The sequence below is a fragment of the Streptomyces sp. NPDC001137 genome (assembly GCF_040298885.1).
Taxonomy (GTDB): Bacteria; Actinomycetota; Actinomycetes; order Streptomycetales; family Streptomycetaceae; genus Streptomyces.
Genome location: NZ_JBEPBA010000039.1, coordinates 1 through 15,344, shown reverse-complemented (window position 1 = coordinate 15,344; position 15,344 = coordinate 1). Strand labels below are relative to the sequence as shown.

Below are 15,344 nucleotides of genomic sequence, written 5' to 3'. Positions count from 1 at the left end.
GGTCCGGCCACCGGTGTTCACATATCCAGCACGAGACGCTCACTTCGTGCCCGCGAAACGCAGATCAGCATCGAGTCCGCGCGCTCGGCGTCCGTCAGCAGTTCGTCCCGGTGTTCCACCTCGCCCTCCAGGACCCGTTGTTGGCAGGTGCCGCAGAAGCCCTGTTCGCAGGAGTAGGCGGTGTTCGGCAGCTCGGCGCGTACGGCGGCGAGCACGGTCGAGTCGGCCGGCACGGTCAACGTCCGCCCGCTGCGCCGGAGTTCGACCTCGAAGGAGCCGTTGCCGCCGGCCGACGCACGGGGTGTGAACCGCTCCAGGCGGACCTGCGGGAACCGCTCCTCCACCGCGGCGATGAGCCCCTCCGGGCCGCAGCAGTACACAGCGGCGTCCTCGGCGGTGCCCGCCAACAGGCCGTCGAGATCGGGCGGTCCGTCCTCGTCCTCGGCGACGACGGTCACCCGGTCACCGCCCAGCTTCTCCAGCTCCTCCAGGAACGGCATCGACGCCCGCGTCCGCCCGCCGTACACCAGCCGCCACCGCGCGTCCCGTCCGAGCGCCCGCAGCATCGGCAGCACGGGAGTGATCCCGATGCCGCCGACGACGAAGACGTACGAAGGGGCCTCCACGAGCGGGAAGCGGTTCCGCGGCCCGCGCACCTCCAGCTCCATCCCCTCCGTGACCTGCTCGTGCACCTCGCGCGAGCCGCCCCGCCCGTCCTCGATCAGCCGGGTGGCGACGGTGTACGACGAGGTGTCCTCCGGGTCGCCGCACAGCGAGTACTGCCGCACAAGACCCGACGGCAGCACGAGGTCGAGATGAGCCCCGGGATCCCAGCGCGGCAGGTCCCTTCCCTCCAGGCGCAGTTGTACGACGCCGTCGGCGACCGTCTCGCGCGAGGCGACCAGCAGCCTCAGTGCCCGTGACCGCGGCCGCCCGGAGATCGGGTTCTCCAGGGCGGGCATCGGCCACAGCGGCGAGGCCTGGATGCGGCGCCGCAGCGCCCGCCTGGCCAGCATCGCGGCACCCGCGACGAGCACGACCGTGCGCAGCTTCGGCATCACAGGGCTCCCTTCTCCGCCGCGAGGGCCGCGACCGCCGCGGGGGAGGAGGCCAGATAGGCGACGGCCTGCTCGGTGGAGCCCTCCTGGGAGGGGTGGTAGGCACGGCTGAGATACCGCGGGATGGACCTGAGCATGTCGCCGGTCGCGGGCAGGGCGCCTCGTCTGCCGCGCACATGGAACTCCTTGAAGCTCGCCTGGCCGTCGATCAGCGTCGGGTCGTTCTCCATGAAGAAGCGCGCCCCGCGCTGCCACAGGAAGACCAGTGCCGCGAACGCGGTGGCCCAGGTGCGCACGCGCCGCCGGTAGCCGCCGTCGACATGCATGAACAGGTCGAAGGCGACGGACCGGTGCTCGACCTCCTCCGCGCCGTGCCAGCGCAGCAGGTCCAGCATGGTCGGGTCGGCGCCGAGCCGGTCCAGCTCCTCGGCGTTGAGGACCCAGTTGCCGAGGAACGCCGTGTAGTGCTCGATCGCCGCGATGATCGCGACCCGCTCCATCAGCCACCACTTGCGCGCCCTGCCCGGTGGCAGCGTCCGGTCGCCGAGCAGCTTCTCGAAGAACCAGTCGACCTGCGCGGTGTACGGCGTCGGATCGAGCCCGAGCTCCTTCAGATGCGGCAGGACCTCGTCGTGGGCCTGCGAGTGCATCGCCTCCTGCCCGATGAACCCGATGACGTCCGCGCGCAGCCGCTCGTCCCGGATGTAGGGCAGCACCTGCTTGTAGACATGCACGAACCATCGCTCACCGGCGGGCAGCAGCAGATGCAGCACATTGATGGTGTGCGTGGTGAACGGATCCCCGGGCACCCAGTGCAGCGGGGTCTCCTCCCACGAGAAGGACACCTTCCGCGCCTTGAGGGCGACCTGCTCCGAGGCCTGCTTGTTGGACATGGCGTCAATGTACTGACGGGTAAGTCCGAGGGGAACCCTCCGGCGGGGACTTGTTGACGCCGGTGTCAGCAAGAGTCGGAGGGCGGATCGGAGGGCAGAGAGGCCGCTAGTGCAGTCCGCTGATCCGCCGGCCGTCCTCCAGCGTGCCCTCCAGCTCGGCCCGCGCCCCCCGCTCGGCCCGTACGGCCAGCAGACCGCCCGGGGCGGAGGCGCCGACCCCTCCCGTCGTACGGATCGACGACGTCCCCGGGCTGCCTGCCGCGAGGAGGTACCAGTTCTTCGCCTCCGACTTCCACAGCACTCCGGCGAGCACGTGTGGGTCCTTCGCCCCGCACGCCGGCACGTTCTCCGCCTTCGCGGCGACCGCCCCGTACGCCCCGCCCGGCGTGTGGAACTGCGCCAGTACGCGCGTCCCGCCGCCCCGCCAGGTGTCGGCCCGGGTGCACACCCAGTCCGCCGCACCGCTCGCGTCGGGCAGCGGCTGCCGGCCGTACGCCCAGGCGTTGACCGTGCGCACGCCCGCCGAGCGCATCGAGGCCAGCGAGCAGGCGTACGGCGCCCAGGTGTGCAGGGCCGCGGCGCCGGTGACCTCGTGGGTGGCGCCGGGGCGTCCGGCGGTGAGATGGGCGGGGACGAGTTCACCGAGGTCGGTGCTGAGGCGGGTGCCGGTGGCGTCGGTGAGCTGGAGCACCTTCCACGACGTGCAGTCGCCGCTCGCGGCGGCGGGTCCGGCCAGCGGTGCCGTGACACCGCCGGTCAGGGCGAGGGGCGTCGTGCCGCTGCCCGGCTTGAGCAGGTCCCGCTCGGCGGCCTGCTTCACCCAGGGGGCCGTCAGATAGCGGACATTGCCGTCCGCCCGGTTCAGGACCAGCGCGTTCGCCTCGGAGCGGTCGGCGCCGTCGACCCGTGCGAAGTCGAGGGCGGCGCCCTTGGTGCCGCTCTTCGGCTCGGCGTACCGGGCGATGCGCAGACCGTCGTAGAACATCACCACCCGTGCGCTGTCCACGGTCCCGGCGTACAGGAGCTGGGGCGGGCCGGAGGGGCCGCCGGACGGCGTGCCGGGGGTCGCGGAGACCTGGACGCTCTCGCCGGGGCGGGCCCAGACGGCCAGGGCGCGGCGCAGCAGGGCCTTGTCGCCGGTGAGGTCGCCGCGGGCCGGCCAGACGGAGAAGTCGGTGCGCGCGGAGGTCGTCCAGGCGGTGGGGGCGACCCGCAGCAGCTTGCCCGGGTCCAGGGCGGCCTCGGCCGCCGGGTTCTGCGCGTACACCGGGGCGGCGGCGCCGTCGGGGGCCCAGCCGTCCCCCGGCAGACCGAGCAGCACCCCGCACACGGCGACGGCCGCCGCGGCGGCGAGCGCGGCCCTGGTGTGCTGTCTGCGGCGCATCAGATCGGTGGGCCGGGCATGCAGTGAGCAGGGGTCGAACTCGGGGGAGTCGAGCAGGGCGTACTGCTCCGGGACCTCGGCTGCCTCCCGCAGCGCGTCCTTCGGGTCCTCGCAGCCGGCCGCGGCCAGCACCTCGGCCGCGTCACCGTCGGGGAGTTTCTCCAGGCCGCGCAGGACGTAGGCGGCGCGGGCGGGCCCGGACAGGGCGGACAGCCGCTGGTCCAGGGCGAGTTCGTCGGCACCCCCCGAGCGCGGGAACAGGCGCAGGCCCCAGACCTGGGGGAGCAGCGGCGGCAGCTGGGAGCGCTTGGGGAGCGCCGCGCGCTTCAGCGGCAGGCCCGCCTCCAGTGCCGTACGCAGCACCTGGAGGCGGACGAAGGCGTACCCGGGATCGCCGTTGCGCCCGGTCGAGCGGGCCGGGATCGCGGGGGCCTGCGCCCGGCCGCGGGGCAGGGAGCGCTGGGTGAGGGCGTGTGCGGTCACCACGCGCCGGTTGCGGCCGAGGCTCGGCGGCAGCACCAGATAGGCGAGCCGGACCAGCCGCGGGTAGTGCTCGACGAGCGCGGCCTCGGCCTGTTCGACGTCGACGGCCAGGTCGGATGGGGACGGTGCGGGGCGCGGGGCGACATCCTGTGACTGCACGTTCAGCAAAACGAGCGAATCGTGGGATAGTCACCGCCGCGCGGCCGACTCAGTCCTCGGGCTCGACGAGTGCGCGTGCGTAGTTCGCCATCGAGCGCTGGTAGCGGGGGAGATGGGGCGCCAGGGCGCCCAGCACCAGGGAGAGTCCCTCGCGGTCCCGGCCGAGACTGGACAGGCACAGCGCCAGACACGCCCGTACCGCGTCGTCCAGCTCGTCGGAGGGTGCGTCCAGTTCGGGTGTCAGCAGCTTGACGCCCTCCTCGGGCTGCCCGGTGTTCCTGAGCGAACTGGACAACTGGATCTTGGCTCTACGGCCCTTGTACTGGCTGACCTCGCCCAACCCGAGCGCCAGCGCCTCCCGGTACAGCGGTACGGCCTTGTCCGAGTGCCCGGTGGAGTCCCAGGCGCAGGCCTGCTCGAAGAGGCCCAGCGGGCTGCCGGCCGGCACTTCGGCGGCGAGGGCGTCGATGACGGCCCGGAAGTCGGCCGCCCGCTCCTCCGGATAGTCGTCGAAGGTGGCCCAGGCGGCGGTCACGCGATCTTCCCAGTCTTGATTCACCGGAACACTTTCGCACACGCGTACACGGCAGAAAGCCGTATTTTTGAGCGCACGAGCATCCACAGCCGTATCGAAGGGGACGGGCCCTCAGGGCCTGGCCGGCAAAAGCGACCCGGAGGAACAGATGAGGTTGACCCGACCGATGCTCGCCGTGGCCGGAGGGGCCGCGGCCGTCCTGGCGCTGGCGGGCTGTGGAACCGGAAACAGTGACGCGGCCGCCAAGGTGCCGACCGCGGCCACCGGCAGTCTGGAGAGCCTGGCCGCCAAGGTGAAGTGCAAGCCGGACATGCAGATCGACTCCGACGAGGTCCGCCAGGCCATCTGCAAGACCTCCGACGGCAAGTACGTCTTCGCCACCTTCGCCACCGACCGCGGCCAGCGCGAGTGGATCAACGGCGCGAAGGACTACGGCGGTTTCTACCTCGTGGGCCGCAAGTGGGTCGCCGTCGGCGAGGACAAGGTGGTCAAGGCGCTGCAGCACACGCTCGGCGGCGCGGAGGAGATCGGCACCAACCACAGCGCGCACACCGGCCACAGCGGCTGAGCTTCGCCGGACACACGAAAAGCGGGCGGTGGGAGATTCCCACCGCCCGCTTTCCTAGGGCCTCGTCACTGGCAACGCTGCCCGCTGTTGATGCAGTTGGCGATCTTGTTCGCCAGGTTGTTCTTGAAGACCGCGATGAAGTCGTCGTGGTCGGTGGCCGCCTTGTGCAGCTGCTCGGGGAAGCCGTCCACCGCGTAGGCGTTCTTCACCTGGCCGTTCTGCAGGACAGGCGGGTTGATCTTGTACACCAGACGCATCGTCAGCTGCGGGATCGCCTTGAAGCCGTTCTGGCAGTTGCCGTTGGCGTCGGCGAAGGCGACGTGCGTGCGGTGGTTGGCGCTGTCGATGTTCTTGCCGTCCCAGCAGGACTGGAAGGCGAAGGTGCGCACCACGTTGCTGCCCTGCGGGCAGATCGGGTACTGCGTCGTCAGCTGGACCTTGTTCTCGAAGCCGGTGCAGCTCCAGTGCGCGTTGGCGTTCGCCAGACCGTTGGTCGTGGTCTTGGCGTCACCGGTGATGATGCGCAGGAACTGGGGCATCGCCGTGACCTTGCTGGTCGGGCTGCCGACGTACTTGATCTGCGCCTGGACCGGCGTCAGGATCTTGCCGACGTTGCCCTCCTTGCCGCCGCCGTCCCTGTTCTGGTCGAAGTCCTGCGAGCCGTCCTGGATGCGGACCACCGGCCAGTAGTAGGCCGACAGGTCGCTCTGGTTCTGGCAGCTGGTCTGGTCCGCGATCAGCGTGTTGTTGTTCGCGAACGCGTCGACCTTCTGGTTGCCGACGTAGTCGTGCAGGTGGTGCGCGCCGTTGGTCACGCCGGGAGCCACGATCACGTTGTCCGTGTTGTGGTTCTTGTTGGCGTTCACACCGCACTTGGTGATGAACACGCCCTTCGAGGCGTTGCCGTTGGCCCGCGGCTTCGCGGCGACGTTCGGCTGGACCTTGGTGATGTCCACGAAGTCGGCCGCGATCGGGCCGTTGCCGGCCTGACCGCCGATGTTCTGACCGGCGCCGGCCTGACCGTTGCCCTGCTGCTGGCCACCGTTCTGCTGCTGGCCGCCATTTTGCTGCTGGCCGCCGTTCTGCTGCTGGCCGCCGTTCTGCTGCTGCTGGCCGCCGTTCTGCTGGCCACCGGCGGTGGTCTGGTTGGCGGTCTGCGTCGTACAGGCGGCGAGCGCGCTCAGCCCGGCCGCGTCGACCTGGCCGCCCACCCGCTGGATGTCGATGCGGATGCGGTCCAGCGTCGCGGCGCGCTTCTCCTTGAGCGGGCCGACGATCGCGTTCTGCACGAAGTTCGCGTCGCCCGCCTGCGCCTGCCGGGTGGAGGCGAGCCGGGCGTAGGCCTCGGTGATCTGCTTGTCGAGGTTCGCCAGCTCCGTGGCCACGCCCTGCTGGGCCCTGGCCGGGATGTTCGTCAGCTTCTGCTGGACGTCAGGGCAGGCGATCGTGGCGACCTGACCGGCGGCGGCCTTGGTCTGGTTCTGCCCGTAGTTGTTCGACTCGTGCGCCGAGGCGTAGAAGTTCGCCCAGATCAGCCCGCCCCCACCGAGCGCTAGGGCCGCCGATGCGGCTATGGCCTTGGTGGCCAGCGGCGTACGGCGTTTTCGTGTGTTGCGTCCCATGGAACTCCTCTGACTTCCTTGCGGGCTTGGCGGGGCATCGAGGCGCCCGACAGGAGTGAAGCGGCGCCCTCTCATACGCGCGTGGTCCCAGGGGTGTTCAGCAGCCTCACAAACAAATCAGAGGTTTACCGGGCCTTTGCGACCCAACCGCCGCCTGAGCAGCGGAAGTTACGGAAAATCAGCAACCGCTTACCGGTCCCGGTCCAGATAGGCGAGAACCGCGAGGACGCGACGGTTGTCGTCGTCCGAGACCTCCAGGTCCAGTTTGGTGAAGATGTTGGAGGTGTGCTTGGCAATGGCCCGTTCTGTGACCACCAGCTGCCCGGCGATCGCCGCGTTCGAGCGGCCCTGCGCCATCAGCTCCAGCACCTCACGCTCCCGCGGCGTCAGCCGCCCGAGCGGCCGGTCGTCGGCGGCCCGCCGCGAGAGCAGCTGCTGGATCACCTGCGGGTCCATGGCCGTACCGCCGGCCGCGACCCGCCGTACGGCGTCCACGAACTGCTCCGCGTCGAACACCCGGTCCTTCAGCAGATACCCGACCCCGCCGCTGCCGTCGGCGAGCAGCTCGCGCGCGTACAGCTGCTCCACGTGCTGCGAGAGCACCAGCACCGGAAGCCCGGGTCTGTCCCGGCGGGCCGTGAGCGCGCACTGCAGCCCCTCGTCGGTGTGCGTGGGCGGCAGGCGTACGTCGACCACGGCGACGTCCGGCTCCAGCTCGGCCAGCGCCCGGGCGAGCTCGGGGCCGGACTCGACGGCCGCGGCGATCTCGAAGTCGTAGGCCTCCAGAAGCCGTACCAGACCGTCGCGCAGCAGGAAGAGGTCTTCGGCTAGGACAACGCGCAAGGGATCTCCATGGTGACCATGGTGGGACCGCCCGCGGGAGAGCTGACGGCCAGGACGCCGTCGAATGTACCCAGCCGCCGCTCGACCCCGGCCAGGCCCGAACCGGCCTCGATCACCGCGCCGCCCTTGCCGTTGTCGGTGACGCTGATCCGCAGCTTGTCCTCGCTGTGATGCAGGTCGATCCAGATGCGGTCCGCGCCGGAGTGCTTGACCGCGTTGGTGAGCACCTCGCTGACCGCGAAGTACGCGGCCGACTCCACCGGCGCGTCCGCGCGCCCGTCCAGCTCGACGTTCACCTCGGTGGGCAGCGGCAGCCGCAGCGCCAACGCCCTGACCGCGTCGCCGAGTCCGCGTTCGGCCAGCACCGGCGGGTGGATGCCGCGCACCAGGTCGCGCAGTTCGGCCAGCGCCTCCACGGAGGACTGCCGGGCCTGGGCGAGGAGCTGCCTGGCCTTCGCCGGATCCTTGTCGAGGAGCATCTCGATGGTGCCCAGGTCCATGCCCATGGCCACCAGCCGCGCCTGCGCCCCGTCGTGCAGATCCCGCTCGATACGGCGCAGTTCGGCGGCGGAGGTGTCGACCGCGTCCTTCCGGGTCTCGGTCAGCACCTGCACCCGCTCGGCCAGTTCGGCCTGACTCGCGCCGAGCACGGAACGGGTGAGCCGGAAGTGGGCGGTCAGCAGGGACGGGGCGTAGCGGTGGGCGAGGGGGAGGAGTACGAGGGCCAGGGCGCCGGCGCCGAACGCGGATGCCTGGTCGGTGACGTGCACGAAGCCGTACCAGTAGCCGCCGGCCTCGGAGAGGGGCCGCCACAGCCCGGCCGCCACCGCGAGACCCTCCAGGGGGTAGAAGACGAGCAGCGCGGGCAGCAGAGCGGTGACGAACCCCGCCGTCATGTCCACCTGCAACCAGCGCACGTCCCGCCAGACAGCCGGGTCGCGCAGCATGGCGTACGTCCGCGCCCAGGGGTTGGCCCGCTCGGGAACCGGCCGGTACGCCGACGGTATCCGCACCCCGCACCACTCGGCGGCGAGCTCCCGCCGCTTGTCCGCGAGGGTCCGTACGGCGTTGAGGATCGGCGGGGTGGTGACGACACCGACGCCGATCGGTATGAGCGCGACGGAGACGAGCGTCAGGACGAACAACAGCACCGACAAGGGCAGCGCGGCCACGGCCAGTGCGAGTCCCCGTACGGCAGCCAGTAGTACCTCTCGGGCCCGCGCCCGGGCACGGTGCGTGTCGGTTTTCATGGCAGAAGTCTGGCCGAGCGGAGGTTGGGGGGCACGGGGCCAGGCCCCCCGGGTGGGGGGTGGTGCCAGATACACCCCCGGGACAACTACCTCCCCAGCACCTTCGCCTCCACCTCCGGATCAAGCCCCTTCGACGTGCGATCCGCCCGCATCGGAGCCGTCCCCCCGATCTCCTGCAACCAGGCCCAGGTATCGGCCACGGTCTCCTCGACCGGACGGCACGTCAGCCCGGTGGCCACGGCCCGCGAAACGTCAACGGAGTGCAGATGGTCATGCATGTCACTGCCCGCCGGCACCCACACCGGCAACTGCGTCCACGGCTCGATCCCCGCGTCCAGGATCACCTTCGCCTCCATCCAGCGAAGCTGCGCCGCAGCCCCGGTGACCTGCACACAAGCATCCAGCAACGAACCCATCGTGGCGTGCCCCTGAGGGCTGATCATGTTGTACGGCCCGCTCAGCTCCCGCTCGACCGCTCCGAGGATCCACTCGGCCATGTCCCGCACATCGATGTACTGGAGCGGAAGGTCCCGCGGCCCAGGCGCCAGCACGGGCCCGCCCCGCGCGATCCGCCCCAGCCACCACGGCAGCCGCCCGATGTTCTCGTACGGGCCGAGGATCAGCCCGGCCCGTACGAGCACGGAGCGCTCCGCGCCGAAGGCGTCCACGACGGCGATCTCGGCGCCCCGCTTGTCGCGCGCATAGTCGGTCGCCTCGGCGTCGGGCTCGGCGCCCTCGACCAGCGGGGCCTCCTCGGTGTGCCCAGCGGGCGCAGGCCACGCGTACACCGAGCAGGTGGACACATACACATACCGGGCGACACGGTCCCGTAGCAGCCGCGCAGCGCCATGCACCGCCCGGGGCGCCGCCGACCAGGTGTCCACGACGGCGTCCCACTCGCCCTCCGCGAGGGCGGCCAGCCCGTCGGGCGCGGTGCGGTCGCCTTGCAACGCCCGCACCCCGGAGGGAACTTCGTGCCGCCCCCGGTTGAAGACAGTCACCTTCCAGCCGCGCCCCAGGGCGGCCTCCACGACGGCCCGTCCCGCGAACTCCGTACCACCCAGCACCAGAAGTCTCATGCAGGTGAGCCTGCCCGGTCGGCCCGCGGGACGGAACGGCAATCTGCCGTCAGCAGAGGAGAAACGGTCCGTCGCCGGTCAACGGCCGGTCGGCGGCGTGTACTTGTACCCGACCCGCCGCACCGTCTGGATCGTCCCGCGGTGCTCGGCGCCCAGCTTGCGGCGCAGACGGGCGATGTGGACGTCGACCGTGCGGCCGTCGCCCACATGGCCGTACCCCCACACCGTGGTGACCAGCTGATCCCGGGTGTGCACCCGGTGCGGATGCGCGACGAGATGCGCGAGCAGCTCGAACTCCAGGTAGGTGAGGTCGAGTTCGCGCCCGTCCACCTCGGCGGTGCGCTGTACGGAGTCGATCCGCACGAGCGGGTTGCCGCTGCCCCGCTCCTCACCGGTGGGGTCGGGCACCGCCACCGGAAGGAACGGCGGCTGCTGGTCGGCCGGGACGAGCACCAGGTAGCCGATCATCGGCGGCTGGCCCGGCAGGGTGGGCAGGGTGTGCTGCGGAGCGGGCAGCCAGGTGGCGCCCGGCGGCAGGAAGTCCGTCACGTCCACGACCTCGTCCCGGTCGACGGCCCGCAGCCGGTGCCGGGCGCCGTTCTGGGCGGGGGAGGTGAGGGTGGCGGTGGAGAGAGAACGAGTGGTCGCCATGAGAGGTCAGCTCTTTCGCGCGAGGAGTCCGTCTGGGAGGACGGCGGCCGCGATTCGTGGTCGGGCTCGCCGGGACGTACGTCGTGTCGCGCTGGCCGAAGGCCGGGGTGTACGGCTTTAGAGGGCCTGCGCGTTCATCGCGCGGCAACACACCCGGTCGAAGTCGTGGTGCTGACGGGAAGGCCAGAAGGGCTCGAGGTCATGGCGACCCGTCGCGGTGTGGTTCTTGAAGCTGGCCATGACCTCATTGAAGCAGACACCGGCCCCGACGAGGACCCTTCTCTCACTACTTGGACGGCAAAAAGGCGCCCACCGCGAACGGTGGGCGCCCCTGTGCGGAAGACCGGGATCAGACCTGGCCGGCCTTCTCCAGCGCGGAGCAGCAGGTGTCGACGAGCAGGCGCGTCACGACGTACGGGTCGACGTTGGCGTTGGGACGGCGGTCCTCGATGTAGCCCTTGCCGTCCTTCTCGACCTGCCACGGGATACGGACCGAGGCGCCGCGGTTGGAGACGCCGTAGGAGTACTCGTTCCACGGGGCGGTCTCGTGCAGACCGGTCAGGCGGTCGTCGATGCCGGCGCCGTAGTTCTTGACGTGGTCGAGGGGCTTGGAGCCCTCGCCCAGCGACTCGGCGGCGGTGATGATCGCGTCGTAGCTCTCGCGCATCGCCTTGGTGGAGAAGTTGGTGTGCGCGCCGGCGCCGTTCCAGTCGCCCTTCACCGGCTTCGGGTCCAGCGTCGCGGCGACGCCGAAGTCCTCGGCGGTGCGGTAGAGCAGCCAGCGGGCCACCCACAGGTGGTCGGAGACCTCCAGCGGGGAGACCGGGCCTACCTGGAACTCCCACTGGCCGGGCATGACCTCGGCGTTGATGCCGGAGATGGCGAGGCCGGCCGCGAGGCAGTTCTCCAGGTGGGCCTCGACGATGTCACGGCCGAAGATCTCGTCGGCGCCGACACCGCAGTAGTAGCCGCCCTGCGGGGCCGGGAAGCCGCCCTTGGGGAAGCCCAGCGGGTAGCCGTCCTGGAAGAAGGTGTACTCCTGCTCGATGCCGAAGATCGGCTCCTGCGCGGCGAACTTCTCGGCGACCTCGACCAGCGCGGCACGCGTGTTGGACTCGTGCGGAGTGAAGTCGATGTTGAGGACCTCGCACAGCACGAGGACGTCGTCGCCGCCGCGGATCGGGTCCGGGCAGGTGAAGACCGGCTTGAGGACACGGTCCGAGGAGTGGCCCTCGGCCTGGTTCGTGGAGGACCCGTCGAAGCCCCAGATCGGCAGCGCGTCCAGACCGGCGGGCTCGCCCGCGATGATCTTCGTCTTGGAACGGAGCTTGGCGGTCGGCTGGGTGCCGTCGATCCAGATGTACTCAGCCTTGAAGGTCACGGGCCACTTCCTTCGGGGATGTGTCTACGCACTTGCGGGTGCTGCGGCGCTGCGGCACTGAGGCGCCGCGGTGGATGCCCGCGAGCCTGTCAACAGGCGATTTCCCGGCCATTGCTCGAGTGTGAACCCCGTGTTACCTGGCGGTGGTGTGGCGCGATTCACGGTGTGAGGGCCGGAGGTGCACAGCAAGTCGACAGGTCGACCAGGTCGGCGGGCGCGGCCGGCCCGTCGAACGGCGGCTCGTATGCGATGGGGTTGCGCGGAGGGTGGAGGGTCAGTCACCCGCCGCGGCCGCGTCCCGCACCCCCGCGAGGAACCCCTTGATCGCGGCCAGCTCCCGCTCGTCGTACCCCCGCAGCAGCTCCACCGTCCGCTCGATCAGCGGTCCGAAGGAGGACCACCCGAGCTCCACCGCCCGCCCGGTCACCTCGATCACCACCCTGCGCCGGTCCCGCGGGTCACGGAGCCGGCGCACATGTCCGGCCCGCTCCAGCCGGTCGACCAGCGCGGTGGTCCCCGCCGAGTTCAGCCCGAGCGCGGTGCCGAGCCGCCCGGCCGTCATCTCCTCACCCGCTCGGGAGGCGTCCATGAGGGCGATCAGGGCGCGTACGTCCGTGGGGTGCATGCCGTTGCGGGACGCGAACCGGGCGCTGTGCAGGGCGAGTTCGACGGTCGCGGCACGCAGCAGGTGGACGACCTCCATCCCGGGACCCTCGGGGTTCGGCACGGGCTGCCTCCGACTATTATCTCGTTCGTCGAGTATCTCGCTCAACGAGATAATAAGGGGGTTCCGGTGTCTGCTCGCAGCGCCTACGACATGGACGGCTTCCTCGCCGCGTACGACAAGGTCATGGCCAAGTGGCCGGCCGAGCGCGAGGCGGTGACCGTCCCCACGCCCTTCGGGACGACATACGTCAACATGTGCGGCCCTCTCCACGCGCCCCCGGTCGTCCTGCTCCCCGGCGGCGGGGGAGCCACCTCCGCCTGCTGGTACGCCCAGGCGGCCGATCTGGCCCGTACCCACCGCGTGTTCGCCGTCGACCTCCCCGGCTGCGCGGGCCGCGGTACCGAGGCCGGCGACCGTCACCCCCGTACGGTCGCCGACCTGGTGGCCTGGCTGGACGCGGTCCTGGACGACCTCGGCCTGGAGCAGACGGACCTGGGCGGGCACTCGTACGGCGGCTGGATCGCCCTGCACCACGCGCTGCACTCACGCGCACGGGTGCGCCGCCTCTTCCTCCTGGACCCCACCCAGTGCTTCGCCGGTTACCGGCCCGCGTATCTCCTGCACGCCCTGCCGCTGGTGCTGCGTCCCTCGCCCCGCCGGGCCCGTGCCCTGCTGGAGTGGGAGACCGGGGGAGCACCCCTCGACCCCGACTGGCTCCGCCTCCAGGAGGCGGCCGCCGGCTTCCCCTCCGTCGCGAAGCCGGTGACCGGTCCGCGCCCGGCGCCGGACGCGCTGCGTGGGCTGGACCTGCCGGTCCTGCTGCTCCTGGCCGGGAACAGCAGGACCTGTGACACGTACGAGATGGCGGCGAAGGCGGCTGCGCTGCTGCCGCGCGCGGAGACGGTCGTGGTCCCCGACGTCTCCCACCACGCGCTGCCGCAGTCCGCACCCGCCGACCTCGGCCGCCGCCTCACGGAGTTCTTGACCCCTTGAGCCTCACCCCACCTTCTCGATCAGTGCCCGGCGGATCAGGAACTTGCCGGGCTCCCGGACCTGTTCGAAGGCCGCGTTGTTGAGCAGGGCGCAACTGCCGGAGACCGAGGTGACCTTCACCGTCGTGGACTTGTTGTTGTCCAGGTTGGTGACCTTCAGCGTCGTCCCCGCCGGGAACTGGTTGCTGGAGGCGGCAGGTGCGCCGCCCTCGCCGGAGAGGGTGACGGTGGAGCCGTTGCACACCTGCCGGCCCGAGGCGGCAGCGCCACCACCCGCGTTCCCGTTCGCGTTTCCCGCGGGTGCCGAGGCCGCCTGCGAGGGCGGCGCGGACTGCTGCGCACCGCCGGCCTGCTGTCCGGCGTTCTGCGCCGGCTGCGTCGCCTGGGAGCCCTGAGCCGACTCCCCAACGGTGCAACCGGACGCCTTCTGCTGGACCTTGATCTGCGCGATGACCGCCTCGCGGTTGGCGATCCGGGCCGCGGACTGGGCGTCGGGGTTGGCCTTCTGCCCGTCGATGAACTTCTGGTTGTTGCCGAGCGCGGTGGCGAGCCCCTGGCAGACGTTCGAGTCCGCGGCCGACAGGGTCTTGGCCTGGGGGCTCTGTGCGGCGTTCGAGGTGCTCGCCATGACGAAGGCGCCGCCTCCCGCCACCGCCGCCGCGCTCACCAGCAGCGCGATCTTCTTCTTCGTACCGAGACTTCTCCTACGCGACATGCGCGCCTCCTGCGAGGTAGGGGAGCGTACGCCGCTATGTACGAGATACCGAACGAAGTTACTCAGTGGTTACAGGAGTCACTGAAGTAACGTACGTCACAGGGAAGATGAAGCCGGCTCACAGGGCCGGCCCTGTCCCTGCTGTTGGGCCATCGGGCCGTCGGGCCTATCGGGCCAGGGCGTCCCGTACGGCTTCCTCGGTGCGGCCGACCACCGCGGTGCCGTCGTCGGCGGTGATGATCGGGCGCTGGATCAGCTTGGGGTGCTCCGCGAGCGCCTTGATCCACCGTGCGCGCGAGGAGTCGTCCCGCGGCCACTCCTTCAGCCCGAGCTCCTTGGCCTCGGCCTCCTGGGTGCGGGTGATGTCCCAGGGTTCGAGACCGAGACGGTCGAGTACGTCCCTGATCTCGTCCTCGCTCGGTACGTCCTCCAGGTAGCGGCGGACGGTGTAGTCGGCGCCCTCCGCGTCGAGCAGGCTGATGGCGCTGCGGCACTTGGAACACGCGGGATTGATCCAGATCTCCATGGGGTCAAAGGTACCCCTGAGGTCCCCTCAAAGCGCCTGTGGCCAGGGCCTTTTGTCAGTGCCGGGCGGTACACTAGAAGAAGTGTTCGAGGGTGCTGGGGGGTGCCGAAACCCCCGTTCATTCCCGCACCCTCACCGCGACAGGAGGATGCCTGTGCCCGCTGCCGCACTGAAGCCGAAGCCGACCCAGTCCACCGCCAAGCACCCCGTCCTGCTCGACCTGCCCTACGCTCCCGTGGAGAAGCGCCCGCTGCCGCCGGGCCGTCCGCGCGAGTGGTACGTCACGCACAACCGCCGCCTCAAGGCGATGCGGCTCGCCATCGCCCTGCTCGACAGGGGGGTGTACATGCCGAACCAGGCGCGCAACGAGACGATCCGGAGCACGGCCGAACTGATCGGCGTGCACCCGCCGTCGGACACGACGTGCCACATGGTGCGGGCGCTGATGCGGTATTCGCGGTGAGCGTGGTGCCGGGCGCCCCGTGCTTGCGGGGGTGCCCGGCACTTCCAGTCTGCTGGGGGCTGCCGCCCCCAGACC

The 15,344-nt window shown here is 70.8% G+C and carries 17 protein-coding genes; 3 read left to right on the top strand and 14 right to left on the bottom strand.

The genetic code is table 11. The features are described from left to right. Positions 1-17 precede the first annotated feature (17 nt). The 4 genes from ABT254_RS43420 to ABT254_RS43405 all read right to left on the bottom strand — a co-directional run bounded on the left by ABT254_RS43420 (position 18) and on the right by ABT254_RS43405 (position 4,554). Positions 18-1,058: a PDR/VanB family oxidoreductase gene (locus ABT254_RS43420; protein ID WP_351483232.1), complete on the bottom strand. Its 1,041-nt coding sequence runs from the start codon at positions 1,056-1,058 to the stop codon at positions 18-20. After that, positions 1,058-1,951: a metal-dependent hydrolase gene (locus ABT254_RS43415; RefSeq protein WP_351483231.1), complete on the bottom strand. Its 894-nt coding sequence runs from the start codon at positions 1,949-1,951 to the stop codon at positions 1,058-1,060. The genes ABT254_RS43420 and ABT254_RS43415 overlap by 1 nt, the downstream gene beginning before the upstream one ends. 106 nt (positions 1,952-2,057) lie before the next feature. After that, positions 2,058-3,977 (bottom strand): hypothetical protein, encoded by a 1,920-nt coding sequence (locus ABT254_RS43410; RefSeq protein WP_351483230.1) that lies wholly within the window; start codon positions 3,975-3,977, stop codon positions 2,058-2,060. Positions 3,978-4,026: 49 nt separating this feature from the next. Beyond that, positions 4,027-4,554 carry a tetratricopeptide repeat protein gene (locus tag ABT254_RS43405; protein WP_351483229.1) on the bottom strand — a complete coding sequence of 176 codons (528 nt, stop codon included), beginning with the start codon at positions 4,552-4,554 and terminating at the stop codon, positions 4,027-4,029. Between the two features lie 106 nt (positions 4,555-4,660). Here ABT254_RS43405 and ABT254_RS43400 point away from each other — a divergent pair, with 106 nt between their 5' ends. Then, positions 4,661-5,080 (top strand): hypothetical protein, encoded by a 420-nt coding sequence (locus tag ABT254_RS43400; RefSeq protein WP_351483228.1) that lies wholly within the window; start codon positions 4,661-4,663, stop codon positions 5,078-5,080. 65 nt (positions 5,081-5,145) lie between these two features. Here ABT254_RS43400 and ABT254_RS43395 read toward each other — a convergent pair whose 3' ends face one another. The 8 genes from ABT254_RS43395 to ABT254_RS43360 form a co-directional block, all read right to left on the bottom strand. Then, the gene (locus ABT254_RS43395) at positions 5,146-6,702 is read right to left on the bottom strand and encodes a DUF1996 domain-containing protein (RefSeq protein ID WP_351483227.1); all 1,557 of its coding nucleotides are present in this window, start codon (positions 6,700-6,702) and stop codon (positions 5,146-5,148) included. Between the two features lie 189 nt (positions 6,703-6,891). After that, on the bottom strand, positions 6,892-7,545 hold the full coding sequence (locus ABT254_RS43390; protein WP_351483226.1) for a LuxR C-terminal-related transcriptional regulator: 654 nt from the start codon (positions 7,543-7,545) through the stop codon (positions 6,892-6,894). Continuing rightward, entirely contained in the window at positions 7,530-8,795 is a 1,266-nt protein-coding gene (locus tag ABT254_RS43385; protein WP_351483225.1) for a sensor histidine kinase, read from the bottom strand. The genes ABT254_RS43390 and ABT254_RS43385 overlap by 16 nt, the downstream gene beginning before the upstream one ends. Positions 8,796-8,881: 86 nt before the next feature. Further along, positions 8,882-9,874, bottom strand: a complete 993-nt coding sequence (locus ABT254_RS43380; RefSeq protein WP_351483224.1) for an SDR family oxidoreductase — start codon at positions 9,872-9,874, stop codon at positions 8,882-8,884. Positions 9,875-9,952: 78 nt separating this feature from the next. Beyond that, a complete protein-coding gene (locus ABT254_RS43375) occupies positions 9,953-10,525 on the bottom strand; it encodes a winged helix-turn-helix domain-containing protein (RefSeq protein WP_266954533.1) in 573 nt (190 codons plus the stop codon). 117 nt (positions 10,526-10,642) lie between these two features. Next, positions 10,643-10,765, bottom strand: a complete 123-nt coding sequence (locus ABT254_RS43370; RefSeq protein ID WP_351483223.1) for a hypothetical protein — start codon at positions 10,763-10,765, stop codon at positions 10,643-10,645. A 109-nt stretch (positions 10,766-10,874) separates the two neighbouring features. Further along, positions 10,875-11,906 (bottom strand): glutamine synthetase, encoded by a 1,032-nt coding sequence (glnII, locus tag ABT254_RS43365; RefSeq protein WP_351483222.1) that lies wholly within the window; start codon positions 11,904-11,906, stop codon positions 10,875-10,877. Positions 11,907-12,180: 274 nt separating this feature from the next. Continuing rightward, a complete protein-coding gene (locus tag ABT254_RS43360) occupies positions 12,181-12,609 on the bottom strand; it encodes a MarR family transcriptional regulator (protein WP_351483271.1) in 429 nt (142 codons plus the stop codon). A gap of 90 nt (positions 12,610-12,699) precedes the next feature. On the opposite strand from ABT254_RS43360, the gene ABT254_RS43355 reads away from it, so the two are divergent. After that, entirely contained in the window at positions 12,700-13,566 is an 867-nt protein-coding gene (locus tag ABT254_RS43355; protein ID WP_351483221.1) for an alpha/beta fold hydrolase, read from the top strand. A 3-nt stretch (positions 13,567-13,569) separates the two neighbouring features. Here ABT254_RS43355 and ABT254_RS43350 read toward each other — a convergent pair whose 3' ends face one another. After that, positions 13,570-14,280 (bottom strand): SCO2207 family protein, encoded by a 711-nt coding sequence (locus tag ABT254_RS43350; RefSeq protein WP_351483220.1) that lies wholly within the window; start codon positions 14,278-14,280, stop codon positions 13,570-13,572. A gap of 166 nt (positions 14,281-14,446) precedes the next feature. Continuing rightward, positions 14,447-14,806 (bottom strand): arsenate reductase family protein, encoded by a 360-nt coding sequence (locus tag ABT254_RS43345; protein WP_351483219.1) that lies wholly within the window; start codon positions 14,804-14,806, stop codon positions 14,447-14,449. A gap of 154 nt (positions 14,807-14,960) precedes the next feature. Between ABT254_RS43345 and ABT254_RS43340 the strand changes: the two genes are divergently transcribed. Next, positions 14,961-15,269 carry a hypothetical protein gene (locus ABT254_RS43340; RefSeq protein ID WP_351483218.1) on the top strand — a complete coding sequence of 103 codons (309 nt, stop codon included), beginning with the start codon at positions 14,961-14,963 and terminating at the stop codon, positions 15,267-15,269. The last annotated feature ends 75 nt before the right edge of the window (positions 15,270-15,344 follow it).

Excerpts from the sequence above, each read along its gene's own strand:
- ABT254_RS43420 (WP_351483232.1), bottom strand. The coding sequence starts at position 1,058 with ATGCCGAAGCTGCGCACGGTCGTGCTCGTCGCGGGTGCCGCGATGCTG.
- ABT254_RS43415 (WP_351483231.1), bottom strand. The coding sequence starts at position 1,951 with ATGTCCAACAAGCAGGCCTCGGAGCAGGTCGCCCTCAAGGCGCGGAAG.
- ABT254_RS43400 (WP_351483228.1), top strand. The coding sequence starts at position 4,661 with ATGAGGTTGACCCGACCGATGCTCGCCGTGGCCGGAGGGGCCGCGGCC.
- ABT254_RS43395 (WP_351483227.1), bottom strand. The coding sequence starts at position 6,702 with ATGGGACGCAACACACGAAAACGCCGTACGCCGCTGGCCACCAAGGCC.
- ABT254_RS43385 (WP_351483225.1), bottom strand. The coding sequence starts at position 8,795 with ATGAAAACCGACACGCACCGTGCCCGGGCGCGGGCCCGAGAGGTACTA.
- ABT254_RS43380 (WP_351483224.1), bottom strand. The coding sequence starts at position 9,874 with ATGAGACTTCTGGTGCTGGGTGGTACGGAGTTCGCGGGACGGGCCGTC.
- ABT254_RS43375 (WP_266954533.1), bottom strand. The coding sequence starts at position 10,525 with ATGGCGACCACTCGTTCTCTCTCCACCGCCACCCTCACCTCCCCCGCC.
- ABT254_RS43370 (WP_351483223.1), bottom strand. The coding sequence starts at position 10,765 with ATGGCCAGCTTCAAGAACCACACCGCGACGGGTCGCCATGACCTCGAG.
- ABT254_RS43360 (WP_351483271.1), bottom strand. The coding sequence starts at position 12,609 with ATGGAGGTCGTCCACCTGCTGCGTGCCGCGACCGTCGAACTCGCCCTG.
- ABT254_RS43350 (WP_351483220.1), bottom strand. The coding sequence starts at position 14,280 with ATGTCGCGTAGGAGAAGTCTCGGTACGAAGAAGAAGATCGCGCTGCTG.
- ABT254_RS43345 (WP_351483219.1), bottom strand. The coding sequence starts at position 14,806 with ATGGAGATCTGGATCAATCCCGCGTGTTCCAAGTGCCGCAGCGCCATC.